24 protein-coding genes and 1 tRNA gene are annotated in these 24,338 nt (G+C 48.0%); 10 read left to right on the forward strand and 15 right to left on the reverse strand.

What is annotated here, in order from left to right:
* Positions 1-85 precede the first annotated feature (85 nt).
* The 3 genes from NWE93_02545 to NWE93_02555 all read right to left on the reverse strand — a co-directional run bounded on the left by NWE93_02545 (position 86) and on the right by NWE93_02555 (position 2,834).
* Positions 86-1,540, reverse strand: a complete 1,455-nt coding sequence (locus tag NWE93_02545) for an MFS transporter (GenBank protein MCW3999100.1) — start codon at positions 1,538-1,540, stop codon at positions 86-88.
* A 154-nt stretch (positions 1,541-1,694) separates the two neighbouring features.
* Positions 1,695-2,393 (reverse strand): hypothetical protein, encoded by a 699-nt coding sequence (locus NWE93_02550; protein ID MCW3999101.1) that lies wholly within the window; start codon positions 2,391-2,393, stop codon positions 1,695-1,697.
* Positions 2,394-2,516: 123 nt separating this feature from the next.
* A complete protein-coding gene (locus NWE93_02555; protein ID MCW3999102.1) occupies positions 2,517-2,834 on the reverse strand; it encodes a hypothetical protein in 318 nt (105 codons plus the stop codon).
* Positions 2,835-3,087: 253 nt separating this feature from the next.
* Here NWE93_02555 and NWE93_02560 point away from each other — a divergent pair, with 253 nt between their 5' ends.
* The gene (locus NWE93_02560; protein ID MCW3999103.1) at positions 3,088-3,396 is read left to right on the forward strand and encodes a hypothetical protein; all 309 of its coding nucleotides are present in this window, start codon (positions 3,088-3,090) and stop codon (positions 3,394-3,396) included.
* 155 nt (positions 3,397-3,551) lie between these two features.
* Complete coding sequence (locus NWE93_02565) at positions 3,552-3,866, forward strand: hypothetical protein (protein MCW3999104.1); 315 nt, start codon at positions 3,552-3,554, stop codon at positions 3,864-3,866.
* 105 nt (positions 3,867-3,971) lie between these two features.
* On the opposite strand, the gene NWE93_02570 is transcribed toward NWE93_02565, so the two are convergent.
* Positions 3,972-5,129, reverse strand: a complete 1,158-nt coding sequence (locus NWE93_02570; GenBank protein MCW3999105.1) for a GHMP kinase — start codon at positions 5,127-5,129, stop codon at positions 3,972-3,974.
* 146 nt (positions 5,130-5,275) lie between these two features.
* Here NWE93_02570 and NWE93_02575 point away from each other — a divergent pair, with 146 nt between their 5' ends.
* The 3 genes from NWE93_02575 to NWE93_02585 all read left to right on the forward strand — a co-directional run bounded on the left by NWE93_02575 (position 5,276) and on the right by NWE93_02585 (position 9,270).
* Positions 5,276-5,884 (forward strand): glycosyltransferase, encoded by a 609-nt coding sequence (locus NWE93_02575; GenBank protein ID MCW3999106.1) that lies wholly within the window; start codon positions 5,276-5,278, stop codon positions 5,882-5,884.
* Positions 5,790-7,100: a glycosyltransferase family 4 protein gene (locus tag NWE93_02580; protein MCW3999107.1), complete on the forward strand. Its 1,311-nt coding sequence runs from the start codon at positions 5,790-5,792 to the stop codon at positions 7,098-7,100. Before NWE93_02575 ends, NWE93_02580 begins: the two co-directional genes overlap by 95 nt.
* A gap of 73 nt (positions 7,101-7,173) precedes the next feature.
* Complete coding sequence (locus NWE93_02585) at positions 7,174-9,270, forward strand: glycogen debranching enzyme N-terminal domain-containing protein (protein MCW3999108.1); 2,097 nt, start codon at positions 7,174-7,176, stop codon at positions 9,268-9,270.
* A gap of 20 nt (positions 9,271-9,290) precedes the next feature.
* On the opposite strand, the gene NWE93_02590 is transcribed toward NWE93_02585, so the two are convergent.
* The 5 genes from NWE93_02590 to NWE93_02610 all read right to left on the reverse strand — a co-directional run bounded on the left by NWE93_02590 (position 9,291) and on the right by NWE93_02610 (position 12,244).
* Complete coding sequence (locus NWE93_02590; protein MCW3999109.1) at positions 9,291-9,542, reverse strand: hypothetical protein; 252 nt, start codon at positions 9,540-9,542, stop codon at positions 9,291-9,293.
* 381 nt (positions 9,543-9,923) lie between these two features.
* Positions 9,924-10,088: a hypothetical protein gene (locus NWE93_02595; protein ID MCW3999110.1), complete on the reverse strand. Its 165-nt coding sequence runs from the start codon at positions 10,086-10,088 to the stop codon at positions 9,924-9,926.
* Positions 10,089-10,225: 137 nt separating this feature from the next.
* Complete coding sequence (locus tag NWE93_02600) at positions 10,226-10,534, reverse strand: hypothetical protein (GenBank protein MCW3999111.1); 309 nt, start codon at positions 10,532-10,534, stop codon at positions 10,226-10,228.
* A 35-nt stretch (positions 10,535-10,569) separates the two neighbouring features.
* Positions 10,570-11,910 (reverse strand): NADP-specific glutamate dehydrogenase, encoded by a 1,341-nt coding sequence (gene gdhA, locus NWE93_02605; GenBank protein ID MCW3999112.1) that lies wholly within the window; start codon positions 11,908-11,910, stop codon positions 10,570-10,572.
* Positions 11,911-11,929: 19 nt separating this feature from the next.
* Positions 11,930-12,244, reverse strand: coding sequence for a hypothetical protein (locus tag NWE93_02610; GenBank protein MCW3999113.1), 315 nt, complete (start codon positions 12,242-12,244; stop codon positions 11,930-11,932).
* A gap of 179 nt (positions 12,245-12,423) precedes the next feature.
* Here NWE93_02610 and NWE93_02615 point away from each other — a divergent pair, with 179 nt between their 5' ends.
* Complete coding sequence (locus NWE93_02615) at positions 12,424-12,915, forward strand: Lrp/AsnC family transcriptional regulator (protein MCW3999114.1); 492 nt, start codon at positions 12,424-12,426, stop codon at positions 12,913-12,915.
* Complete coding sequence (locus NWE93_02620; GenBank protein ID MCW3999115.1) at positions 12,869-13,366, forward strand: Lrp/AsnC family transcriptional regulator; 498 nt, start codon at positions 12,869-12,871, stop codon at positions 13,364-13,366. Before NWE93_02615 ends, NWE93_02620 begins: the two co-directional genes overlap by 47 nt.
* A gap of 51 nt (positions 13,367-13,417) precedes the next feature.
* Here the strand turns inward: NWE93_02620 and NWE93_02625 are convergent.
* From NWE93_02625 to NWE93_02635, 3 genes are all read right to left on the reverse strand, one after another.
* A tRNA-Arg gene (locus tag NWE93_02625) sits at positions 13,418-13,493 on the reverse strand.
* A gap of 98 nt (positions 13,494-13,591) precedes the next feature.
* A complete protein-coding gene (locus NWE93_02630; protein ID MCW3999116.1) occupies positions 13,592-13,822 on the reverse strand; it encodes a hypothetical protein in 231 nt (76 codons plus the stop codon).
* A gap of 2,262 nt (positions 13,823-16,084) precedes the next feature.
* On the reverse strand, positions 16,085-16,723 hold the full coding sequence (locus NWE93_02635; protein ID MCW3999117.1) for a hypothetical protein: 639 nt from the start codon (positions 16,721-16,723) through the stop codon (positions 16,085-16,087).
* Positions 16,724-17,047: 324 nt separating this feature from the next.
* On the opposite strand from NWE93_02635, the gene NWE93_02640 reads away from it, so the two are divergent.
* Positions 17,048-18,658, forward strand: coding sequence for a hypothetical protein (locus NWE93_02640; GenBank protein ID MCW3999118.1), 1,611 nt, complete (start codon positions 17,048-17,050; stop codon positions 18,656-18,658).
* Positions 18,659-18,781: 123 nt separating this feature from the next.
* Positions 18,782-19,834 (forward strand): phosphate uptake regulator PhoU, encoded by a 1,053-nt coding sequence (locus tag NWE93_02645; protein ID MCW3999119.1) that lies wholly within the window; start codon positions 18,782-18,784, stop codon positions 19,832-19,834.
* 285 nt (positions 19,835-20,119) lie between these two features.
* Here the strand turns inward: NWE93_02645 and NWE93_02650 are convergent, their stop codons facing one another.
* The 3 genes from NWE93_02650 to NWE93_02660 all read right to left on the reverse strand — a co-directional run bounded on the left by NWE93_02650 (position 20,120) and on the right by NWE93_02660 (position 23,802).
* Positions 20,120-21,211 (reverse strand): hypothetical protein, encoded by a 1,092-nt coding sequence (locus NWE93_02650; protein MCW3999120.1) that lies wholly within the window; start codon positions 21,209-21,211, stop codon positions 20,120-20,122.
* 318 nt (positions 21,212-21,529) lie between these two features.
* The gene (gltA, locus tag NWE93_02655) at positions 21,530-22,957 is read right to left on the reverse strand and encodes an NADPH-dependent glutamate synthase (GenBank protein MCW3999121.1); all 1,428 of its coding nucleotides are present in this window, start codon (positions 22,955-22,957) and stop codon (positions 21,530-21,532) included.
* Entirely contained in the window at positions 22,942-23,802 is an 861-nt protein-coding gene (locus NWE93_02660) for a sulfide/dihydroorotate dehydrogenase-like FAD/NAD-binding protein (protein MCW3999122.1), read from the reverse strand. Before NWE93_02660 ends, gltA begins: the two co-directional genes overlap by 16 nt.
* A 200-nt stretch (positions 23,803-24,002) precedes the next feature.
* Here NWE93_02660 and NWE93_02665 point away from each other — a divergent pair, with 200 nt between their 5' ends.
* Entirely contained in the window at positions 24,003-24,332 is a 330-nt protein-coding gene (locus NWE93_02665; GenBank protein MCW3999123.1) for a LysR family transcriptional regulator, read from the forward strand.
* Positions 24,333-24,338 lie beyond the last annotated feature (6 nt).

Consider the following 24,338-nt stretch of genomic DNA (forward strand, 5'->3'; position numbering starts at 1 on the left):
ATAGAGCCGATTTAATATGATTGTGTGACTTCAAAGCGAAGGCACAAGTCTCTGGTCAGCCCAACAGTGGCATGCGGCGAGAGGGTCAGGGGCCCTGTTTTTTGTTCGGTTCAGCTGTTTTGGGAATCAGGATAGCTGCAACCAAACCAACCATCGCAAATGTGACCATAACAATTAATGCTAACCCGAATGATTCATTATTTGGAAGAACCGAACTGATTAGAACCGAGCCGACAATTGACACACCCATCGACGAACCCAAATTTGAGATGCTTCTAGATAAGCCTGATATTTCGCCTTGATCTTTTTCGGGGAAAGCGGACTGGACAACGGTAACTGAGGAAGTAAGCATTATTCCCACGCCGGCGCCGATGAGAAATAACCCGGGCAGGAAATAGAAAATCGATGACACTGCACTGGCCAGTGCAAGCAGCAGAAGTATACCTATGATCGTTAAGATGAATCCTCCGCGTATGTTGAGGCGCTGAGAGCGTTTCTTTGCTAATCTTCCAGCTAAAGCGGAAGTAAATAGGACGCCGATGGTGGAGGCAGTTAAAATCAAACCTGTTTCGATGGCGTTGTATCCGCGTATTGTCTGCAGGAATACTGAAATAACAAAGAAGCTTCCCTGCAAAATCAGCCATTGAATGTTTTGGGTGACTAAACCCAGGTTGGATATTTTGTTGTGTAAAATATGGGTTTGAAGTAGGGGTTCTTTGCCGATTCTTTCCCTGTGCCGAATGGAGAGGTAGAATAATATGTTGGAGGCTATTCCCGCGATTAGGAAGATTAAGAAGGGAGATATGCTGCCGGCCGGGATTATTACCGTGTTGTTTATCGTCACGTTCGCGGAGGATACAAACCAGCCGTATGTAGAGGTGGTTTGAAGCCCTAAAATAATCAGCAGAAAACCCGCCGCCGAAAGAATAGCGCTAAGGAAATCAAAATGGTGCTTGGGCCCGGTTCTGGGCGGCTCCACAATCCGCAGGCTAAGAAAGATAATCGCTATCACAACTAGAACCTGCAAAATAAAGGAGGCGCGCCAGCTGATCGCGGTCGTGACTAAACCGCCGATGAGGGGACCCGCAGCCGAGCCGATTCCAGCTGCGGCGCTGACGATGCCGAAGTTTTTGGCCCTAGCCACCCCGCTGTAGGAGACAGTGACCAGTATGTACACGGGAGGGATTAGAAGCGCGGAGCCTAAGCCTTCAAGAAGCGAATAACCAAAGATGAGGACGCCTACTACAGGCGCCAGCGCCCCAATCAGCGCCCCAGCCGCGTAGATGCTTAAGCCAATCAGGAAAATCTTTTTGCGCCCAGCTATATCGGTGAGTTTGCTGCCTGGAATCATCAAAGCCGCCATGGTTAAGGTAAAGAAGGTTATGGCAACCTGCACGCCTGTAACGGTGGTGCCCAAATCGGTGGCTATGTCGCTTATGGCCACGTTCATGTTTGAGGCGGCGTAGCTGCAGATGAACTGCGCTAGGGCTAAGGGAAGAATAATTGAACTAAACAACCCAGCTTTTTTGGCGCTGCCCACGTCTGTTGCACTGTCCTAAAAAGTAAGTTATACCTCAAAGGCCCTTAATCACTTTCAAACTAGGGACTTAACTTCTTAAGCCTATGTGAGTGTGCCTACACAGCCACTTGCTAGCCGCCCAGAATCACTAAGGAACCGATAAGGCAAGTTTTTATTAGCCTACGAGTGAGTAGGCAACCAAAAGCAAAGTATACGATATTGCCCCCGCCAAAAAAAGAGCTAAAAACCTTTTTTGGCCCCTTGTGGGAATTTCATCTTTGATAGCCATGTAGAGAATGGACCCTGAAACGAAGGCTAAAAGCAGATATGCCGCGGCTGTTTTTTCGGGGAAAACAACAGATGCAGCCCAGCCAAATAGGGGGATAGCAGAGGCCAGATACCGCCCATTTCTGGTGATATATGAGCCATAGTTATCCGCCAGGGTGTTATCGGCGATGAAGAGATGCAGAGCAACCGCGAAGGTGAAGAGTACCCCGCCGATGACGCTTGCTTTGTACTCGAAAAGCAAGATATAACTCAGCACGAACTCTAAAAACGCTAAAGCTGCAAAGTGAACAACGTAAACGCCCTTTGAACTCTTACTTTTCTGGGATGCGCTATCGATGGTTTTCTGGGAGGTCACAGCCAAATATTCAAGCGAGAAAAAAATGAGAAAACCAACAAACACAACCAGGAACAGGGATTCTTCGTAAACATATCGGGTTTGGGAGTCCGCGATTTCTTTGATGAGTTCGTTGGAGGAGGCAATGTTTGGGATTAAATCGACGAAAACGTAAGCGGCGATTATGCCGCCGAAGACGGCGATGATTCTGTCTTTTCGGCGCCCCGCGTAGAGACGGATCTTGAAGGACAACACGGTTACAAAGGCAAAGGCTACTGCGGCGAAGAATGCGGGGATTTGAGCCCAATCAGCACCGGCTATAATGGTTAAAGGGGAAAATATGGTGGTTCACCGTCAAATAATCCGTTTAGCCTTCTAGAGTTTTGAGAGTATACCAAATATTGCTCCAACTACAATGAGCCAAGCCGCAAACCAGGCGCCAAGCAGCGAAGCCACTATGCCCACCAGTAAAAGCAACAGCGCGGTTCCTAGGTGCCGAACAAACTTTGCTCCTCCCGCGGCGATTAACCCCAGTACAAAGATGATTATTCCCCAGAACAGGGCTGTTAACGCAAATGCCGGATAGAAAATCAACCAAAAGATGCCTAGTGCCGCGGCGATTCCAATGAAGATTAGGAGCAGCCCGCCTATCAGGGCTAAAATGAAGCCTATAGTGGCAAAAATACGTATCATCAATTCACCTCCACAATCTGCAGAAAAATCAGCACTATTAGACTAGGATTCCTGTCTTTTTAAGGATTTTGACCTCTCAGCAGGGTAGCTGCAAGATGCCGAGTGCCAATGCATCTGAGCTTACAGCGAAAGAGCGCCTGAACATATGTTAAAAAATCCTCATTTGAACCTGACAACTTTGGTTGTGTTAACGTTGTGAAGCAAACAAATGTTTTTAAACCCACATGGGCTGAAAGGTTAATGGTGATTATGGTTGGTAAAGCCAGAGAAAATTTTGGGCAAAAAAGTCATTACCTTCAAAGGTATGCTGATGGGAGAAGTCGCAGGCATCGAAATCGATGAAAATAACTGGGCAATCACAGAAATCGAAGTTGCACTAGCAAAGGAAATGGAAAAAATCTTTGACATAAAAAGCGGCATGATGTCCAAGTCTGTTGTACCGTTGCCAGTTAGCATGATGGGTCCAATAGGCCCCGATAGCATCACGCTCAAACAAGAAATCTCCGACCCCAAGGAACTCCTAGAAAAAGTAACCTCGGAAAGACATAAACTAAGAAAATAAGATAGCCCAATTTCTGATTCAATTCCCTGTTTCTTTAGCGTTAGCTTTAGCTACAAAGATACGGCGGAGTAGCGTGCCGTTTTTTGACTGTTGTAGCTTAAAGATGCAAACAAAGATATTTAATAACTGTTAGGCTAATGGTAGTAGGTGATTTTTTGGTCTCAGCTGAAACATTGAAAGGCAAAAAGGTAATCGGTGTTAGAGGCAGCTTAATCGGTGAAGTAGAAGGAATAGAAATCAGCATGGATGATTGGAAAGTCTCTCATTTTCATGTTCAACTCTCTGATGAAGTTGCAAAGCAACTTGGTTTCAAAACGGGGTTGATCAGCGTCAGAACCAAACCGATCATTTCTTTGCCGGTAGAAGCGATTGATCATGTCGGAGACGTCGTTACCGTGAAGAATGAGATAAAGGAACTAAAGGATCTTGAGCATGCGGAAATGAGGGTCTCCGGTCCCCCACCCGTCTAACGAGAATTTTGCCTATCTTACTGAAATCAACCATTAGATAGGTCACAGTTTTTTTAGCATCAACCAATCAGCCCAACCCAGCGCGCCACGGCTTTCTTGAAGGCGTCAAGCGTTGATGGAGATTGGATTAATCAACTCATGTCCCCTTTCTTTAATATGGAAGGGTATTTCCTCATATTTCCCGCTTAACTTATCCCTCAGAGCTTCAACTGAACGGGGGTTATCGGAGAAAAAGAAAACCGCTCCGCCCCCTCCAGCACCCAACGGAAAAACCTCACAGCCCACGGTCTGCGCTTCATTGGCCATTTCCTCGGAGCCATCCATGTAATTAGCGCTGAGGATGGTTCGGATTTCACGGTAACTACGGATGCTGTTGGCTGCTTGTGTCCAGTTTCTCAGTCGCAGGGCCTCCCTAAACTCGTAAGCCAAATGCGGGGTCTTTTTTTGAAGCCCAAAACCTTCAGGGCTGGATAATGCCTCGCGCCAGACAGAGTTTACTTTGGAGCTGTTTCTTGTTTTTCCGCTGTGATAAATAGCCATATGTGACTCCAATTCCAGGTAGCTGCTTGGAGGTAAAAGTTCAGAGCGCAATGATGCTCCAAAACCCGTAGGTGACCGGTTAGGATACCCCCAGGGGAACCAAACGTAGTCGGTGACTCCGCCGAACAGGACATTAGACTGCTCCTGCGTGCCCACAATACTGACGCCTAAATCCTGCTCCATCCTTGAAGCCAAAGCGATAAGCTGAGTTCGACTAAACGGTTTGCCAGCTAAATCGTTTGCGAGGATACATAACCCGACGGCGGCGGTTGCGGAGCCGCCTAACCCTGAGGATTTAATGTTTGGGCGCAGATTTTCAAGAACGAACTTGACGCCGGAGAGGCTGAAGGTATCGGCGATTTTAAGCAGCCAACTCTCTTTGGTGGGCAGCACCTCGCCGGCTGCTGAGACCAATTCAAAGCCGTAGTCTCGGGATTCAACGCAAATCATGCCGGCTTCAAATGGATATGCAGTAACCTTTGTCCCCGTGTCGATAGAGATAGCTATGGTGCGGGGGAGATTTCTGGTCCAAGCTAAAGACGGATCCGCTCGGATGTTTTGGGGGATTCGAGGCAGACGCCATAGGGCTTGCTGGAATTCACGCAGGTCCAAACTTGAACCGGGGCCGTCGATGCGTTGGTAGGCAATAACCGCGGGTAATAAATCGTGTTCCTGCCGCTTCTTTAGCTGACTACATAAGTATGAATCAGGTTTAGTCTCCATAGCCTTCAAAAAACCGGATAAATCGATGTTTGTAATGCCGCATTTCGACATTAAAGGCTTACGTTTCTGGGGTTATGTTAATTTGGTAATTTAGCGTTTGTAATAGGCATTATTAATCTGTTTTTACATTTTCACTAGCGAGTTTTATGAAGGTAGTCGTTTTCTGCTGGGAGTATCCGCCGAATACTAGGGGGCAGTTAGCCAATTACGTAAAGGCGATTTCGAATCAGTTAGCCGCCCGCAACGTTGAAGTCGACGTTGTAACCTACACCGACGGCCCCTACAGCCAAACAGACGAAGCGGGCGTAAAAATAATCTATGTCCCAAACCCCATCCGAACTCACCCTGATCTATTAACATGGGTTTTAATGTTAAATCAAGAGATCGAAAAAGCCGCAGCCAACATATACTATGATACAGGCGGCGTAGATGTCATCGATGTTTTTGATTGGCACTTTGTTCCAGCAGCCACCACCCTTAAGCTGGGATTGGGCATACCGTTTCTTTTCTCAGTTGACAGCATAGAGTACCATCGTGCTGCAGGCGCAAGTTTGCCGTTTAACATGGCGATCGAAAGTTTAGAGTGGCTGGGCATGTATGAAGCCGGCTTAGTGGGGGTTAAATCCGATTTGATGCGTGATGAAATCGCAAGGTTCTATCATGTTCCCAAAATCAAAATCCGCGTTGCCGACGCCAGTGTCCCCGATGACGCGTGCGGCTACGTTAAGCTGCTGGAGGAAACCAAAAACGGCTGATAACTTGACGGTTATGATGCTTTCATGGGAGTTTCCGCCTCGAGTTATCGGAGGAATCTCGCCTCACGTGTACTTCTTAGCTAGGGACCTTGTTAAACAGGGCATCAATGTCCATGTGGTAACCTGCGATTTCCCCAACGCATCAACCGATGAGGTGATGGATGGAATCGAGGTGCACCGCATCTACTCTTACAGGAATCCATCCCCCGATTTTGCCTCATGGGTTTACCTGATGAATGTGAACATGCAAAAAGACGCCGCTCGTCTGGTGCGGGAGCTAGGGGGCAAAATCGACGTTTTCCATGCGCACGACTGGCTTGTAGCCGACGCCGCAGTGGGGCTTAAACATGTTTTTAGAAAACCCCTCCTTGTAACGATGCATTCCACCGAAATCGGGCGACGGGAGAGTTTGCATACCACAACCGAAAATATGATCCATGAAACCGAGAATTGGCTAACTTATGAAGCATGGCGGGTAATCTGCTGCAGCCACTACATGATTTCGCATGTTAAGTGGGCGTTCTCGCTGCCTGATAACAAGATGGTTATGATTCCAAACGGCGTTTACGCCAAAACCTACGAGGACCTCAAAGTGGAGGAGGAGTTTAGGAGCAATTTTGCGTTGCCTGAAGAAAAAATAGTTTTATTCGTGGGAAGGTTAGTTTACGAAAAGGGCATTCATGTGCTGGTTAATGCGATGCCCCAGGTTCTAAGCCAAGTCAACGCTAAATTCATCATAGTCGGCAGCGGCTACATGAAAGAGCAACTGCAAAGCATCGTCCATGGCCTCGGCTTGGACCATAAAGTCTTTTTCGAAGGCTTCATGGATGAGAATTCGCTGCTGAAACTACAGAAGATAGCGGACGTGACGGTTGTTCCGTCCCTGTTTGAACCGTTTGGAATCGTGGCGTTGGAGGCTATGGCTGCGGGGAGCCCGGTGGTGGTTTCTGACACGGGCGGCATGTCCGAAATCGTTGAACATGACGTTTCTGGAGTGAAGGTTTACCCTAATGATGCTTCATCGCTTGCATGGGGGATTAACAGGGTTCTGCTCGATGAGGGCTATCGGGGGCGCCTTAGGCAAGAAGCGTATAGGGTGGTTACGGAGAGGTATGGTTGGGACAGGATAGCTCAGCAGACGAAACGTGCCTACCACGAAGTCATGGAGGAATATGCAAGGAGCGGCTGGTCCCCGACGAAAAGTCAGCGAATTTAAGCTCATCGGAACAGTCTGTGCCAACATATTTTATTATTAACGAAGCGGAAAAGTACTTTGGAGAGTGAAAGCTTTGGAGCTGCCCTCGATAGTGTTTAGGCAAAACGACATTTCGCAGTTTGAACAAGCCATAAAAAAAGAGTGGCTGATAACCAATGGCTTAGGCGGATATGCCTCATCTACTGTTCTGGGATTAAACACCAGAAAATATCATGCGTTACTTGTGGCAGCTCTGCATCCGCCAGGCGACCGAACCGTCATCCTCTCGAAACTCGACGAGGACATCGACGTCGACGGTAAAATCTACCAGCTTGGCGCAAACGATTTCCGCCATGACATTTATCCTCAGGGATACAAGTACTTAACCCAGTTCCAGGTTTCTCCCCTTCCAATCTACATCTACCGAGCCGGCGAAGTGGAGATAGAGAAATCCCTCGTATTGCCCTACGCAAAAAACGCGGTCATTGCACATTACCATGTGACGAATTCAAGCCAAACCGACGCGGCGATCAAGGTTTATCCGCTTTTATCGTATAGGCACTATCATTACTCCATTAACAGAAAAGAGAAACCTGTTCTATTCGATCAGAACGCAACCGAGAACACGCTTGAATTAACATTTAAAGACCCGCCCGCGTGCGTGGCAATTAAAGCGGTTGGCGGCAGCTTTATGCAGCGGCCAGTGTGGGCTGACGGAGTCTTCTATCGGGAAGAAGAAAACCGGGGGGAATCAAGCAGCGACGAAAGCTACATTCCCGGCTTCTTTGAATTCCACGCCCCAAAAAACACTACAGCCAACTTCGCCATCGCCACCGCAGTTAACAGCAGCATGCAGGAAACCCAAACAACCCTAGCTGAATTCGGCTCAGATGTTGCTTCGATCCAAAAAGTCTTCAGTGAAGAACTGGAAAGGCGCCGAAAAATGCTTGGCAGCGTTTACTCGTCATTGGGAGAGTTCAAAGCCACCGATGGGTTAAATTGGCTTCTGCAGGCCGCCAACGATTTTAACGTTAGCGGAGATAAAGACAAACGCTTCATCATCGCGGGGTACCAGTGGTTTGGCTCATGGGGCCGAGACAGCTTTATTTCCCTGCCGGGTTTGCTGCTTGCCACCGCAAAGTTTGAGGATGCCCGAAGCGTGATTCTAGATTACACTCATTACTGCCGCCAAGGCTTGGTTCCGAATCTGATTGATGACAAAACCGGCGAGCCCCTCTACAACACCGTCGACGGCACCCTATGGTACGTTAACTCGATACTGCAGTACGTGAAATACACCGGCGGCTACGAGTTCGTGGCGAAGGCGCTGTGGGGCACCCTCAAAGATATTTTTGAGAACCACAAAAGAGGAACCCTAAACGGCATCCACGTGGATAACGATGGGCTGCTAGCGCATGGGCCCCAGTTGACGTGGATGGATGCGGTGGTAGGCGAGAGCCCGGTGACTCCGCGGGGGGGAAAAGCCGTGGAGGTTCAGGCTTTATGGTATAATGCATTGCGTGCCATGCAGCTGTTTGCCCTCAAGTACCATGAGAAACAAGCTGCCGAAGACTACGCGGAGATGGCTGAGCAGGCAAGGGAGAGTTTCTGCGAGAAATTCTGGAACCCTAAAAGTAATTCGCTCTATGACCTTATTGACGATGCCGGCGACGCGGACTGGTCAACTAGGCCTAATCAGGTGATTGCGGGGGCGCTGGATTTTTCGATAATTGATAAAGAAAAAATCGGTCAGGTGGTCGATTTTGTGCAATCAGAGCTTCTCACGCCGGTTGGGTTGCGGACGCTCTCGCCTAAGGATCCACGTTACAGAGGCAGATATGAGGGCGGCAGGGAAGCTAGAGATCAGGCGTATCACTGCGGCACTGTGTGGCCCTGGTTGACGGGTCCCTTCACGACGGCGTATCTTAGGGCTAAAGGATACGCTGACTTCAACCGAGAATCCGCCTACAGAACCTTCATAGAGCCCCTCTTCGATGCCGAGTTGAGCCGCGGCGGCTTAGGAACCATCAACGAGATATATGATGGGGATTCGCCGTTTCTGCCCCGAGGCTGCATAGCTCAAGCCTGGAGCGTCGCGGAGCCGCTTAGGGCATACATTGAAGATGTGCTGATGATTAGGCCAAAATACGAGAAACAAACGGTGCTGGACCTCTCGGTTCAGACCCAATAGCCCAAAAGGATGACGAGCGTCTACGTCAATGTGCCTGCTCGACCGAACATTGCCCGCATCGCAAAATCCTTGTACTCGATTAGCCCACAGCAGAGGCAAATCCACCGCTCGGGGCCATTGTGGACGCCGTTGGGGCGATGACCCACAAGGTTGAATTGGCGATGTAAATCACAGCAGGTTTTCATTTTGCTCCCACATTGAGGGCAGAAGCGTTTGCCCAAGTTTTCGGCTCGCTCCAGGGTCTGGATGTTTTTGGAGAGTGCATCAGTCATGCAGTATCGCCTCTCCCAAAAAATGGTCCATTTGATTTCCTTGCAGACCTAAACTAAAGTGTCTGCTGGCTACTTTTGTTTTCGTTATGGTTTTTCCCCTCTCCCTTCATAGGACCGTTTGGTCTGAATCTATGCTGGTTTCTACTCTGAAAATATGCGCTAATAAGTCTTGCTTATGTTGAAGCGTTTTATTCGGGCGCAACAAACGAGGATGTAACGCTAAAATGGCGGAAAAAGAATTGCTCTTCCCGCCCTGCTGTAATGGCTACACCGTAAGGTATCAGAGCTTATCAAGTACACATAGGGTTAAGATATTGGGAAAAGAGACAAGCAGCTATAAGACTACAAAATCACCCAAACTCAAGTTCAAGTTAGTCTTGTTTAATGCTCAACTTCGGATTTGTAGCAATCTACACACAACTGGCGGTCATCAAGAAGATACTCTGGATTATCTGCACCACAACCGGCACACGCCAGCGTAACAGTTCTTTTTTGGGGTTTACATTCATTATTTTTTTCCGTTTCTTTAAAAAAGTTTTGTGGCATACAGCAACCCTAACACCTTATGGCTAAAAATGGCTTAAAAATTTTGTGAAAATTAATTAGATGCAGGAATACGAAACATTTACCAAAAATTCCGCATTGCCCGGTTCCCAGCGGAAGTTAACCCTGAAATGCGGTCCTTACTCGTTTGTTTCTTGCGCAGCTATCTCTTCTAAATCCCTATTACCGATGAGTTTCGCAAAGACATCACTTACGTCATATTGATGTAGCAGCATGCATCTGCAAACGTGACCGTCTTCTTCATGTACTAGGCTGCCTTCTGCCGCGGGGCGTGTATCATAGACTGGGCCATAGAGGGGGTGGATAAGTTGCTTAGGATAAGGGTCACCAGGGTTTACTATCCAAGTGTAGCCCTCCAGCGCCTTGCATTTTGGGCACACCTGCGAATCATCCTGTGTTTTCCATGTTATCCTAAGGGTTATGGGCATAAGCGAAACCTTGCTTGTTTCTGATTATCCTCCGGCTAAATTATGCCTTGATCCACCATGGCATCTGCAACTTTAACAAAGCCGCCGATGTTTGCGCCTTTGACGTAGTTTACGTAGTCGCCTTCTTTGCCATACTTAACGCAGGTTGCATGAATTGACTTCATGATTTGACGTAAACGCGCATCCACCTCGTCTCGCGTCCAGGACAAACGCATGCTGTTCTGGGACATTTCCAGCCCCGAAGTAGCCACTCCGCCCGCGTTAGCCGCTTTACCTTGACCGTACAAGACTTCGTTTTCAAGGAAACATTTGACGCCCTGCGGTTCTGTTGGCATGTTAGCGCCCTCGCAAACGCAGATGCAATCGTTGCCCACAAGGGTTTTGGCATCTTGTCCGCAGATTTCGTTTTGGGTGGCGCATGGCAAGGCAACGTCGCATTCGATTTCCCAAGGCCGTTTACCCTCCAAGTACTCCGTATTTCGGTATTTGGAGACGTATTCCTTTATTCGCCCTCTCTTGTTGTTTTTTAAATCCATGACGTAGGCGAGTTTGGCTCCGGAGATGCCTTCGGGGTCATAGATGGCGCCGTCGCTGTCAGATAGGGTAACTACTTTTCCGCCGAGTTCAGAGACTTTCTCCACTGCATACTGGGCAACGTTACCTGAACCTGATATAGCCACGGTTTTGCCCTCGAAGCTTTCGTTTTTTTGTTTAAGCATTTCTTCCGCAAAGTAAGTTACGCCGTAGCCGGTTGCTTCAGGCCGGATTAAGCTGCCGCCCCAGTTGAGGCCTTTGCCAGTTAACACGCCGGTGAATTCATTGTGTATTTTCTTGTACATCCCAAACATAAAGCCGATTTCTCTGCCGCCGACGCCTATGTCGCCGGCGGGAACATCGGTGTCTGGACCAATATAGCGGGAGAGCTCCTGCATAAAGTTCTGGCAGAAACGCATGACTTCGGCGTCGCTTTTTCCTTTGGGGTCAAAATCTGAGCCGCCTTTAGCGCCGCCCATCGGCAGGGTGGTTAACGAGTTCTTAAACACTTGTTCGAAGGCTAAAAACTTGAGCACACTTAATGTGACGCTGGGGTGGAAACGCAGCCCACCCTTGTAGGGGCCTATGGCGCTGTTCATTTGAATTCGGTAGCCCTTGTTTACTTTGGTTTCGCCTTTATCGTTAACCCATGTTACCCTAAACATTACTGCTCGTTCAGGCTCGATTATGCGCTCTAAGACGTTGGCGTTTTGGTATTTTGGGTTGTTTTCGATAACTGGCCAAACGGAGTTTATGACTTCGTCTACTGCTTGGTGGAATTCGGGTTGGTTAGGATTTTTTTCTTTCACGTATGCCATGAAGGCTTCGGGGGATTCGTACATTTTTTCACGTCTTTTTGGTTTATTGGTTTTTGCTGATTATTCTTATGCGGTCAAAGCTTTGTGGTGAAGTGGTGGATTGAGCGGGTGGAAAATTGATTTCGTAGGTGTCTTTGGAGCCACATGTGGGGCATGTTCTGAGGTTGAATTTGCAGTTTTTGCATACTTCGGATTCTTTTCCTATTTGGAAGAAAAGGTCGTCTTGTCCGTCTATGGTTCCGGCGAATAACCCTACTATTTCTACCCATGTTTTGCCGCAGTGGGAGCACGCGAACCTTTTTTTGAGGTTGCTTTCAAGGTTTTGCTCGATGTCTTCAAGCATTTTACCCATTTGCATGTTTAGCACCACTGCCTTAAGATATTTGTAGTTGTATATAAGATTTTGTAGAGTAATGCCCAGCCTAAACTCTACATTTTAAGATAAACACGCATTAATTTTATGTTTTTTAGGGTCAATTCACCTACAATATTATATATCAAATCGAGCTTAACATAGACAATCAGGAGAAACTAAGAGTGGGAACCCAGCTCGACAAAATAGACACCGCCATCATAAGGGCTCTCCAAAAAGACGCCCGATTCAACTTTGCTTCAATCGCGAAAACCTGCAATGTCTCAGTAGACACCATCAGCAAACGATTCCATAAAATCGCAAACAACGGCGTGGCAAGGGGAACAACTGTTCTGTTAAACCCAAAAAGTTTCGGATGCGACTGCGTGGGCAGCTTTGGAATAAGAGCAGATTTCTCTCACATCGAGGCAATAAGGGAATTCCTTAAGGGTATGCCGGAGATAGTTTTTTCTGCCCGCACCATGGGAAGGCACAGCATCTTCGCGGTTGCCATCGTAAAAAACGTTACCAAACTCAACGAGTTAAAAGAGTTAATTAAAGCACACCCTATGGTTAGGGAGATAAACACCAGCATATGGGTTAATGATATTCTGTTATGCCCCGAAAACTTTGATTTACCTAAACCCCAAGGAGAGGACATCGCTGGACAATATTGACTTGGCAATTGTGGAGGCGTTAAGCAAAAACGCCCGGACATCCTTTCGCCAAATCGCCCAAGACCTAAACGTTTCGCCCGACACCATAATTGACCGATACAATGCCCTCCAAGAAAAAGGCGTCATCCGAGGCTCAACCATCGTCCTTAACCCAAAAGAAATCGGCTACCACGCCATGGCAGTTTTTATGATTGATGTATCTCCAAGGGATAATAGCCGAGAACCCTTTGACTCCACAGTTATCCTCGAGACCCTGATAAAACTAAAAGACATCATTGTGGCCTCGAAAACCGTTGGGGATTATGATCTTATGGCGATCGGGGTGATTAGGGATTTTAAGCATCTTTTTGACGTGCGAAACCAGATTGCTGCCATTCCAGGGGTAAAAGACATGGATGTTTCCTTCTGGAATGAGATAACTGAGCTTTGCCCAAAATACTTCGTGATATAACCGCGCAAAAACAGACAAACTGGCTGCTGGAGGAAAAAATTGGTTGGAAAGCGGGCCCGGAGGGATTTGAACCCTCGATCTCCGGCTCCGAAGGCCGACACCTTAATCCGTGCTAGGCTACGAGCCCCTATCCATACTTCTTGGATGGAATAATTACATTTCCGCATCTGTCTAATATGGGTTTATTTCGTTTTTTCGGCTAGAAGCACTACAAACGGTCGGTTGCTACCAGGCGTTTTTTTCCTTGCGTAAATAGTGCCTGCCAGTGGTTCGGTTGTAGTTGTATTCTTGGTATCCTTCCGGGCCGTAGCGGATCATCTTCTCGCTGTAGTCAGGCTCAGTCTCGCAGATTTCGATGGGTTCCCATTCTTTGTCGCTGCCGTAGAGTCGCTCAGATATTGAAGCGTAGACTTTAACGTACTTATCCGTTTTAGCCCAGCAGATTCGCGACGGCATCGGAGTTGCCTTTGAGGTATCTTTCAAGCACTGCTCGCCAGTGTCGGTTGCTGTAGAAAGTAATACTTTTAGTTCGGGTATGCCTAAGCGTTTAGCTGCTGCCGCTCTTGCTCGTTAAAAGTTTTGTCCAGCGGTATCTACGTTGCTGTAGGTGAAGGTGATGTTAAGGTTTCTTTGTTTTCGGTTTCGGGCAGGTAGCGATGTTAGTTGTCTGATTTTTAGTTCTGCGAGCATATCGATGACTCCTTTTTGGTTAGCAACGCGATACTCTAAACTGCTGACCTGTTACCCCAAATCTTATTGGCTTGGCACTTCATCTCAAGAAAATTTTAACCTAACATATAGATTATTTCTCTGTTGTTAATGTTGCAATCTAATTCAGCAACCGCTTATATCTATAAAGTATCTATTGATACTCAAAAGAACCGGCGCTAAGAACGGCTGCCTGTATAGGTTTTTTCACATTTAGCCTTTCTTAGTTCAGCTACATTCTTGTTATACTTTTTTGGGAGGTGAAAAAATGCGAAAGAAAAAACTGCTCGTTGCACTGTCGCTTCTAGCAGTCCTCATACCAACCGCCCTCGGGGCTCTGGCACTAAGCAACATTTTGTCGAGCACCTTTACGCTCGCTAACCAACCATTCGTTGTGGACTGGGTAGGCGCGAATCCCAATTCGGCAACCCTTCTCAAGAACAACCAATACATATACAACATATCAGTACACAACATCTCACAAGACACATACACTTACCAGAACAGCACCTTAAAGGTAAAGATAATTCCGCCATCGCCGATCAATAGTGCAGATTCTAGTATGTCATCCCCTATTTGGCTTTTGCAATGCGAACGTAATGGCCTCGGTTGCACTCCCGTAACACCCTCAACTACAGGAAGCGAGCTAACTTATTTGCTAACTCTTCCATCAGAACTCGGTTTTGGCGCCCCGATTAACCCTGGACAAACAATTTACGTAGTTATCAGATTGACGTTAAGAGATAGTGCTCCAATAGGTCAATACATAACCCAAGTATCAGTGTCATCATGGTAAGACCGAAAATTTTCTGGTTAATATGAGAGTTGCGAATGCAAAGACGGATGCGCCTCATGCATATACTCCCCAAAATGCGGCAACGAAAACAGCCCCCAGACAAGAAAGCGGCAGGCGCCGACCACTACCCCCTATTTTTTGCTAGCATTGAAAACCAAATAGTTTAGCTTAACAGTTTAATTGGTAGATTTTGACATATTGGTCAGCATAAACTTGGGTAAATATAGCTAAATTGGAATTCATGTATAGGGTGAGTGGGGAACTTGAGAGCCAAAAAGTCGCCTTGATTTGGGGTAAAATATTAATTGTTAATACCGCAATAACGTGGTGGGATTTGCTATGGAGAAGAAGTGTTCGGTTTGTAAGAAGTCGTATACTACGTTTGATGCCAAGTCGAAGTATTGTAGCAGTGCTTGTGCCAAGAAGGGCGGCAAAAAGTAGGGCCTCGCGCTGGGTTCCTTGATTTTGCTCTTCTGAGTCTTCTTTATTTTTGTTGTGGAATCTTAAGTGGGTTTGTTTGTTGTTTTGGGGGTCAGTTTTGTGATTGGAGGTTTTGGCGGGTCTTGGCGCTGCAGTTTGGTTTCACAACCCGCAGCCACAGGTAATGCAGCCCTCCAGACAGACCCAGAGAAACAATGCAACCCAAAAAAGCAGCTGTTTCCAGCTGCCGTTTTGCCTATATATAGAGGGGGGTAGAGGTTGCTGGAGCAACTGACGTATCGCGTTTTGCGGCATTTATGCGGTGTTGGATGTTTTCGCCTATTCCAGATAGGCATTGGCGTGTTTGCGGTTTCTAGAAAAAGTAATTATGCGGTTTGAATATCTTTTGGGTATGAAGTGGTTTAGGATTTTGGTCGGTGAGTTTGTTCTTCTGTTTGCTTCTGTTTTGGTTTTTAGAAGTGTCTGGATGCTTATGGATCAGTATTTGGGGTATGAGCACTTGGTTGTTTTTCTAGTTGCCGGGGTTGCGTTAACCGCTGTGGGTTTGTTTATTGTAAATCATGAGGTTAAATGTGAGCTCCAGAAAAAGAAAAACAGCCCTTAAACGCAGTCGATTTGCAGCAGACAACCCAGTCGAAAGCCACCTAAACAACCATAACGCCCATTGCAGCTTCATGAGCCGCAGAAACCGCTAAGCCTCTAGAGAGACCACTTGCTTGTTTTTTTTTTAAAAGAAAAGAGTAAAGAAATCAGGGAAAGGGGGTGTCCAGCTTTTAGGATGATCCTGTGCTGGCTGTAGTTGCGTATGCTTGGACGTTGGCTTCTCGATAGTACATTGCTTGCGCAGTGTAGAGGGTGATGCTGACGGTTAAGCCGATGTCGTTGATGGTGATTGAGTCTGGGTTAACGATGTAGAGTATCATGCTGCATCCTGAGGGAAGCACCAGGTCATTTTTCGCCACGGAAAGCGAGTATTCTTGGGAGCCGAAGGTTACTTTGTTATCGCCGTCGCCGGGTTTCTGTTTGAAGTCAGTGATGAACTGGAAGTCCGAGGATATGGGGTCAGTTGTGATTGTGTAGAGGACAAATTTGCCATTAGGATTGTCCCAGGGAGACTCTTGCCCTCTGACCGCCATTTTATCGATAACGATGTCTCTGCCACCAGTGTTAATGACCATCAATGTTGCAATCGAGTAATCAGAGGATCCAGGTGTAGCCTCGGGGTTTAGCCATATGTGCTGTTTTGTCAGCGTTAAGCTTTCTTCTTGAACACGGGTGCTGACGACGTTAATTGCGAAGTAAGTTACGACGCTTGCCAGCAACACTGAGATGACCAGAATGATCAAGGTTGTAACGACTGTGCTGAGTGCATACTTGTTTTTCATGAATCTTCGATAGTTGTTATAGTTCATTCTTTCATTTCACCTCCAATGGTTCGCCGTTTGTTTTGTTTTGGGTTTGTGTGTTGTTTATCATGCCACTTCATCTTGGAAACCAAGATAGCGTTTTTATTATAAATGCCTTCTGTAGTAAGATTTAATACATAATATACTGCTTGATGAGCCATTTTCTCAATATGAATTAAAAATAAACAACAAAACCAACCACACAGCAAAGTTTCTCAAAAACGGCAAGCGCGCCACACTCACGTTTGTTTGGAATATGAATTGGGGCTTCATAAGCGTTATCATATCTCCCTGTCATATGTGGGGTTGCAAGTTGGCTGGGCATAGCGCATGAAGATATTCCTCCCCCACAAAACCACGTTTGCAGTAGTGGTATTATTTTTAGTAATTTGCCCCCTCTTCCTCGCGCAAGCCGCCAACTTGCAATTAACCACCACCAGCGAATACAGCTCTTTTGTGCATATCGGCAGCGGCTGCACCCAAGTTGATAAACCCATCTTTCCCGTCTGCATCAACAGTTCGCAGGTTGCAGTGGGGAAAAACTGGACCATTACCTGTCCGCTGCAGGCAGGCCACAACTATCATGTTTACTGCTACGGCGCCTGGGTTAACACCTCCTCCGCGGCTAAAACCGACTATGACATCTACGTCTATAATCCCTCAGGTAATTTGGAGAGTTCCCACACTGAAGCCGCCGGGTTACCGGAGCATCTGGGCACCACCTCCAACGATGCGCTCTTTACGCCTGAGCAGTCGGGGAATTACTCGTTTGTCATAAAGAATGATGAGCGGGAAAGCAAGGGGGCTCAGCAGGCATCTTTTATGGTTATTGAAAACTTGGAGTGTGACCGATGGTACAGTAGCCAAGCGGAAGGGAAAGTAAGCGGCAACGAATCAGGGTTCTATACGTCTTGGGCTTATGAGTTTTTAACTAATGCTTCAAAGCTTGAATTATACGTTAATGTGCCGGGGTCGCTGGACATGTATGAGGCACGACTGTACCTTATGAATAATGCTAAATCGGTGAGTATCAACTCGTTTCCGCTGCCCTGGGAGGCAGGTTTGTATGGGAACGTAAGCAGCGGGGTTGGCGGCTACAACTTTGAAAATGAGGCTTACCGGGGTGTGGCATATGCAAGTTGTGAGCATTCCGGTCAAGACATGTTCCTGAATTATTCTTCCAGTGCGAAGGGGCTTAAGCTGTATCATTTGGTGCTCATAGGCGAGGAGGGTTCAGGTAACGTGGAGTTTATGCTCAAGACGCAGTTCGGCAAAACCTCGCTTACTGCGTTGTCAACTCAGAAGCATGTTCTGCCTCAGAGCTCGCAGACCATCTCCTATTCCGCCAACATTGCCAGCCTTGAAAGTGCACAGTTATCCTACACCACCAACAAGTGGAATACAACCTCCACCCTAACGATGGATATAAGCAACCGCACCTGCAACGTCACCATACCGGGGCAATCAGCAGGCAGCTTTGTCCAGTACAAAATAGATGCAAACGACACCCTCAAGAATAGCTACACTGCCAAAGGCAACTACACGGTAAAGGCGCAGCCTAAACTCCAGTTGACCATCGAGGAAAACACGGTTACTTTAGGAAAAAATGTCACTGTCTTGGGGTATTTGGAGCCCAGCTTTAACGATTCCACCGTTGAGGTACAATTTCTCGGCGTTAACGCCTCGGAAACTGTGATCTGTAAAGTTTTCGGCGACGGCTCGTTTAAGGGGTCCTTTGCACCCTCTGCCTCGGGGAACTGGAGCGTAGTGGCTAGTGCGCCTGAAACGGGCAAGGCATGGCGTTGTGATAGCGATCAGTTTTTGTTGACGGTGAATGAGCCGCCGTTTTATGTGAAGTATTCTCTCTACATCATGATTGGGTTGGTTGTGGCTTTGGCGGTGGGCGGAGTGGTTTATTATCTTAAGTTCAGGGGCAGCTAGTCTGCGGCGGATTAGTTAGCTGCGTTTCTGTTGTCGGTTGTGTGAATTATCTTTTTTAGCGCACGGTATATATTTGATGTCTGAGTGTATTAACAGTTAATACCGTTACGTTGGGAGATGGCTATGGAACGCAAAATAATGTCACTGGGCAAATCCTCGCTGGTTGTATCCTTGCCCAAAGAGTGGATGCAGCTAAACGACCTCAAAAAAGGCGAAACCGTCAGCTTCAACATCCAAAAAGACCGCTCACTGGTCATCTATCCCAGCGCACTCAAAAAAGCCGACCTTAAAGAAATCACTTTGGCGGTGGGGCAAAACGAGGAAGAAATCTACATCACCCAGAAAATCCTTGGCGCCTTCCTCAACGGCTACACAGGCATCATGCTCTCATCCGACAACGTTTTCACGGTGCCGCAGACCAAAGCCATCCGCAACATGGCGGGGCGACTTTACCTTCGGGTTATGGAGGCAGACGCCAAATGCGTGTACATCCAGAGCCTGATGGATGAATCTAAAGCGTCGCTTGAGCAGGCGCTGCAGCGGATGCATTTGATTTCCCGCAGCATGTGCGAGGGCGCCTTGACTGCGCTTAAAGATAATGATGTGGCGCTGGCTAAATCGGCTTATTCGCTTGACGATGACGTGGATCAATTCGCGTTTTTTATTGTTAGGATTTTGCGTAATGCTGGGCAGGATCCCCATTTAGCCAACGAACTCCACATTGACCCGTTGGATTGTATGGATCACCAGATGCTCGTCACACACATGGAGCATGCCTCTGACTACGCTGCCGACATCACCCGCCACATAATCATGCTTAACGGCGCAGCGCAAACTATCCCTCAGGACGTGTTGGCGCTTATGGTCAGCGCAGGCACCGAAGTCACAGGGCTATATGTGCAGGCAGTCGAAGCCTTCTTCTCCAAGGATGTAACCAACGCGGTCCGAATTATGAAGTTCCGCCAGAAAATGGATAAAATCGACGTGGAAATCACCTCACGCTCCTTTACGGGTCCACAGAAAAGCGCCGAGTTGGTCTGCGGCATCTGCTCGATCCGCGACAACATCAAACGCATCGCGCACTGCACATTTAACATCGCCGAAACCGCGGTGAACCGAGCCTTCAAAGAGCCCAGACCAGAAAACGATGACCTAAAAATCAAAACCGACCAATAAACGGCTTTTCCACTAATCCGCGGGTATAGCACTGGACACCATAACCCATGATAGGGCAGTCGCTGTTGCTCCCACACACCTATCCCCCCTCTATTTATAGGGTCATAGCTGCGGCGTCTGCTGCACCACCACTACCTCCCTCCCCTTATAAAAAGCCAAAGCGGATTTTGCCTCTAACCTAAATAATAGGGCACCACATGGCGGCAACTAAGACGGCTTCCTTGGCGGATCAGCACATAAACAGGGGGCAACCAGAAAAAGGCATATTAAAAGAGGATTAAGCAGTCACTTTTTTGCTTTTTTGACTAAAAAAACAGCGCCAACACAAGCCAGAGCGATTACCACAGCGCAAATAATAACAAGCTGCGTCACTGGAAAAGATGACGAAGAATCCAAAGCCGAAACTGCACTGGGACTGGGGGTAAACTCAGAGGGAACATACCCAAAAGGCGTGTACTGCAGGTTAGTAGCGTACCAAGTACGCTGCGGACCATAAATCCAGTCGTCAGGATAAGTCACATAAGCCTCCGAATAACCCCCAATCACATAGATTTGGTCGTTTACTACTGCGACCGCGGAGCAATCATACCGCAGGGGGTTGACCTCGCCAGACAACCAAGTACCAGTTTCTGATCTATAAACTTGGGTGATTGGGTCAAAAATGTAAACCCGTTTGGGAGCCATAAAGTCTGTTGTAGCGCCAATTCCAATTCCTATACCGCCAGACCCACCGGAGGTTGTAGGCGGAGGAACGCCATAAGTCCAATTATCTATCGAGGGCTCATAAATTATAGTCAAACCCCATATTACATAGATCTTTTCATCATAAACGCAGGATGGACCAAAAGGTTGGAAGTTGCCGGTGTTTTTCATAGACCAAGAATCAGTTGCGGGTTCATAGACCTCGAGTACTGTTGTGTTGGGGTATCCACCTAGAACGTATATTTTTTCGCTAATAGCGTTAGCGGTTGCCCAAACCTTGGTTATAAGTGGTGATGTTTTAATTTCCCATGTATCAGTTGCCGGATCATAAACTTGTGTTTTTCCATTGCCAAAGCAGTAGATTTTATTGTTATAAACCGTTATGGCAAAAGCGCTACAAGAGGTCGGCATTGATGCCTTATAGACCCATGTGTCCGTTGCGGGATCGTATTCTTCATTTGTAGCGACTTCGCCATTTTCGGTATTTCCCCCAATAGCATAGATTTTGCCATCCACTACGGCTACGCCCAAGTCGCATCTTGCTTGCTGCATGGGTGCTTTTTCTGTCCAAGTGTTTTCTTTTGATGCAGATGGGCCAGAGTCTGCGGGGTTGTTTATTGTTAGGCTGGAGAATAATAAAACAGCTACAAGAAGGAAAAGTATGGTTTTACGCATGTTTTATTTCCTTATACGTTACGTGTGCCCTGTTTATGCTTATATTTTTTTGTTTAAGGCTCTTAGCGAAAAAACTGTTGCCCCCTTTGAGCCAGAATAGCATGCATGAAGACGCATGGCAGGAGCAATAAAAAGTCTTTTCGCAAGCATCCTGCAGCGCAGATTTGCCTCTTCATCTGCCCTCATGCGGGGCGTTTATGTGGAGGTTGTAGCGCTGTGTGAAGATACTTGCCCACGGCAGAATACCGTACCCCGAATGCAAAAACTTAAAGATTGTTTGAAAGGAAAGGTTTGGGTGCTAACCTGTGGGTTAGCGGTTTACTGTTTTTTGTCTTGTTTTTGAAGGTACTCGTGTATGGCTTTGGCTGCGGTTTTGGCGGTGCCCATGGCGCTGATGACTGTTGCTTCGCCGGTTGCGATGTCGCCTCCGACGTAGACGCCGTCGATGCTGGTCTTAAAGTTCCCGTCGCTGGCTATGATGCCGCCGCGTTGGGTCTTAAGGCCCGTGGTGGTTGCCTGTATAATGGGGTTAGGCGTGCGTCCGATAGCCACGATTACCGTATCCACATCCATGGTTGCCTCTGAACCCTCGATGGGCGCAACCTGATGGCGTCCAGTGTCGTCTGCGTCACAGAGCCGCATCGAAAGCGTCTCCATGGCTTTAACGTTGCCCTGCTCGTCGCCAAAGAACTTTAGCGGCGCCGTAAGCCACCTAAAGATTATGCCTTCTTCCTCGGCGTTCTCGATTTCCTCTTGGCGTGCAGGCATCTCGCTTTTGGTTCTGCGATAAATGATGGAGACTTCATTGGCGCCTAAGCGTAGAGCGCAGCGTGCGGAGTCGAGTGCGACGTTGCCGCCGCCGATAACCGCCACTTTTTTGCCCACACGCAGGGGGGTTTTGCTTTGGGGGAAATCGTAGGCTTTCATGAGGTTGACGCGGATGAGGAATTCGTTGGCGCTGTAGATGCCGTTGAGGTTTTCGCCGGGCACGTTGAGGAACTTGGGGAGCCCTGCGCCTGTGCCGATGAAGACGGCGTTGAAGCCCTTCTGGAAGAGTTCGTCGACTGTGAAGATTCTGCCGATGAGGTAATCAGGCTGCAACTCGACGCCGAGGGTTTTGATGTAATCGATTTCTGATTGCACGATGCGTTTAGGCAAGCGGAACTCGGGGATACCGTAGACCAAGACGCCGCCGCCAGTGTGAAGCGCCTCGTAAATGGTGACTTTATAGCCCATTTTGGCAAGGTCAGCAGCAACCGTTAAACCGGCGGGGCCAGCGCCGACCACCGCGACTTTTTTGCCGTTCCACTCGGGAACCGCCTGCGCCTTAATGCCCTTTGCCTGCTCCATGTCAGCAACGAAACGTTCCAATCGCCCAATAGAAACCGCCTCGCCCCTCTTGCCGAGAATGCACATTTTTTGGCATTGCTCCTCTTGGGGGCAGACTCTGCCGCAGATGGCGGGTAGGCTGTTTTTCTCTTTTACTTTCTTGATGGCTGCATCGTAGTCTTTCTGCTTGAGTAACGCGATGAACTGGGGGATGGGTACGCTGACGGGGCAGCCTTCGACGCATTGGGGTTTGGGGCAGTTTAGGCACCGGGACGCTTCAGACTGCGCCTGCTCCTCGGTGTAGCCGAGCACGACTTCATGGAAGTTTTTGCTTCGGGCAGCCGCGTCCTGCTTGGGAACTTCAACTGCTTTTAGGCGGCTTGTGTGTTTTGGGGCTTCTTTTATTGGCTGTGACATTTGCATGCTCCTCCTAGATCATTAAGTGAGGGATTCTTTTCCTCGGTGCAGTAGCATTTGAGCCGCTGCATGAGCTCTTTAAAGTTAACTTGGTGAGCATCAAATTCGGGTCCATCCACGCATGCGAAATGGATTCGGTCGCCGACGGTGACGCGGCAGGCGCCGCACATGCCCATGCCGTCAACCATGATGGGGTTGAGGCTGGCGATGGTTTTAATGCGATAGGGGCGGGTAAGGTCGGCGATAACGCTCATCATTATTGGGGGGCCGATGGCGAAAACTATGTCGATGTAATAGTTTTTCAAGATAAGAGATTTGAGGACGTCGCTGACAAAGCCCTTCTGTCCTTTGGTGCCATCATCTGAGGCATACCAAACCTCGTCGGAGACCGCCTTCATCTCTTCTTCGAGGATGAAGAGATCGACGTTCCTTGCGCCTATGATGGATATGACTCTGTTTCCGGCTTCTTTGAGGGCTTTAGCCACGGGGTAAGCGACTGCTGTGCCTAAGCCACCGCAGACAACGGCGGCGGTTCCGAATTTCTTGATTTCGCTGGCGTTTCCTAGGGGTCCGGCGACGCTTTGGATTTTGTCTCCGGCTTTGAGTGCGCCGAGTTCTTTGGTGGAGTACCCGACTTCTTGGAATATGTGGGAGATGGTGCCTTTTTCTTTGTCCCAGGATGAGAGGGTGAGGGGGATGCGTTCGCTGTCTTGGTGGGTTTTGAAGATTACGAATTGGCCGGCTTTTGCTTTTGCGGCGATGTCTGGGGCGTAGACCGTGATTTTTTTGGTCACGGAGTTAAGTTGGGTTTTTTCAACTATTTGGTTGAGTTCAGGGTTTTGCATGGTTTTTTCTAGCCTTCCGTTCTCCCTTTGCATATATGTTCGGCAATAATATTAATCGTATATACAATATATATGCTATAAAAGGGTTGCTAGCTAAAGCAGGCAACCGCAACATCCAAAAACACCACTGCATCCACATATAAAAACCAGAAAAGCAAAGCTTAATTCCCCAAACACCCACTAAACCCTGGTGAAAACCAATGCAGCCCCTCACCTACCACTTCAAACTCTGGATAGTAAACGAAAAAGACGAAGCCGTCTTCGGCGACGGATTAGCACGGTTACTGGAAGCAATCGACAGGCACCACTCCATACTCGAAGCCGCCAAGGAACTCGGCATGTCCTATCGCTATGCGCTTCATCGGATAACGCTGGCTGAGGGACGGCTTGAGGAGCCGCTGGTTGTGCGGGTGCGGGGCGGCGCGAAGGGCGGCGGTTCCTCTGAGGTGACGGCGTTTGGGAAGGATTTGGTTTTGCGTTTCAGGAAGACCCAGGCGCTTGTGGAGTCCACGCTTAAAGAAAAACCCTAACTGGAT

It is taken from the genome of Candidatus Bathyarchaeota archaeon (genome assembly GCA_026014735.1).
Lineage (GTDB): Archaea > Thermoproteota > Bathyarchaeia > Bathyarchaeales > Bathycorpusculaceae > Bathycorpusculum.

What these genes read in the sequence shown, in the direction of transcription:
- NWE93_02555 (MCW3999102.1), bottom strand. Translation starts at nt 2,834, where the DNA reads ATGATACGTATTTTTGCCACTATAGGCTTCATTTTAGCCCTGATAGGC.
- NWE93_02570 (MCW3999105.1), bottom strand. Translation starts at nt 5,129, where the DNA reads ATGGAGACTAAACCTGATTCATACTTATGTAGTCAGCTAAAGAAGCGG.
- NWE93_02575 (MCW3999106.1), top strand. Translation starts at nt 5,276, where the DNA reads ATGAAGGTAGTCGTTTTCTGCTGGGAGTATCCGCCGAATACTAGGGGG.
- NWE93_02580 (MCW3999107.1), top strand. Translation starts at nt 5,790, where the DNA reads ATGTTCCCAAAATCAAAATCCGCGTTGCCGACGCCAGTGTCCCCGATG.
- NWE93_02590 (MCW3999109.1), bottom strand. Translation starts at nt 9,542, where the DNA reads ATGACTGATGCACTCTCCAAAAACATCCAGACCCTGGAGCGAGCCGAA.
- NWE93_02595 (MCW3999110.1), bottom strand. Translation starts at nt 10,088, where the DNA reads ATGCCACAAAACTTTTTTAAAGAAACGGAAAAAAATAATGAATGTAAA.
- NWE93_02600 (MCW3999111.1), bottom strand. Translation starts at nt 10,534, where the DNA reads ATGCCCATAACCCTTAGGATAACATGGAAAACACAGGATGATTCGCAG.
- gdhA (MCW3999112.1), bottom strand. Translation starts at nt 11,910, where the DNA reads ATGTACGAATCCCCCGAAGCCTTCATGGCATACGTGAAAGAAAAAAAT.
- NWE93_02610 (MCW3999113.1), bottom strand. Translation starts at nt 12,244, where the DNA reads ATGCAAATGGGTAAAATGCTTGAAGACATCGAGCAAAACCTTGAAAGC.
- NWE93_02630 (MCW3999116.1), bottom strand. Translation starts at nt 13,822, where the DNA reads ATGCCGTCGCGAATCTGCTGGGCTAAAACGGATAAGTACGTTAAAGTC.
- NWE93_02635 (MCW3999117.1), bottom strand. Translation starts at nt 16,723, where the DNA reads ATGAACTATAACAACTATCGAAGATTCATGAAAAACAAGTATGCACTC.
- NWE93_02640 (MCW3999118.1), top strand. Translation starts at nt 17,048, where the DNA reads ATGAAGATATTCCTCCCCCACAAAACCACGTTTGCAGTAGTGGTATTA.
- NWE93_02645 (MCW3999119.1), top strand. Translation starts at nt 18,782, where the DNA reads ATGGAACGCAAAATAATGTCACTGGGCAAATCCTCGCTGGTTGTATCC.
- NWE93_02650 (MCW3999120.1), bottom strand. Translation starts at nt 21,211, where the DNA reads ATGCGTAAAACCATACTTTTCCTTCTTGTAGCTGTTTTATTATTCTCC.
- gltA (MCW3999121.1), bottom strand. Translation starts at nt 22,957, where the DNA reads ATGTCACAGCCAATAAAAGAAGCCCCAAAACACACAAGCCGCCTAAAA.
- NWE93_02660 (MCW3999122.1), bottom strand. Translation starts at nt 23,802, where the DNA reads ATGCAAAACCCTGAACTCAACCAAATAGTTGAAAAAACCCAACTTAAC.
- NWE93_02665 (MCW3999123.1), top strand. Translation starts at nt 24,003, where the DNA reads ATGCAGCCCCTCACCTACCACTTCAAACTCTGGATAGTAAACGAAAAA.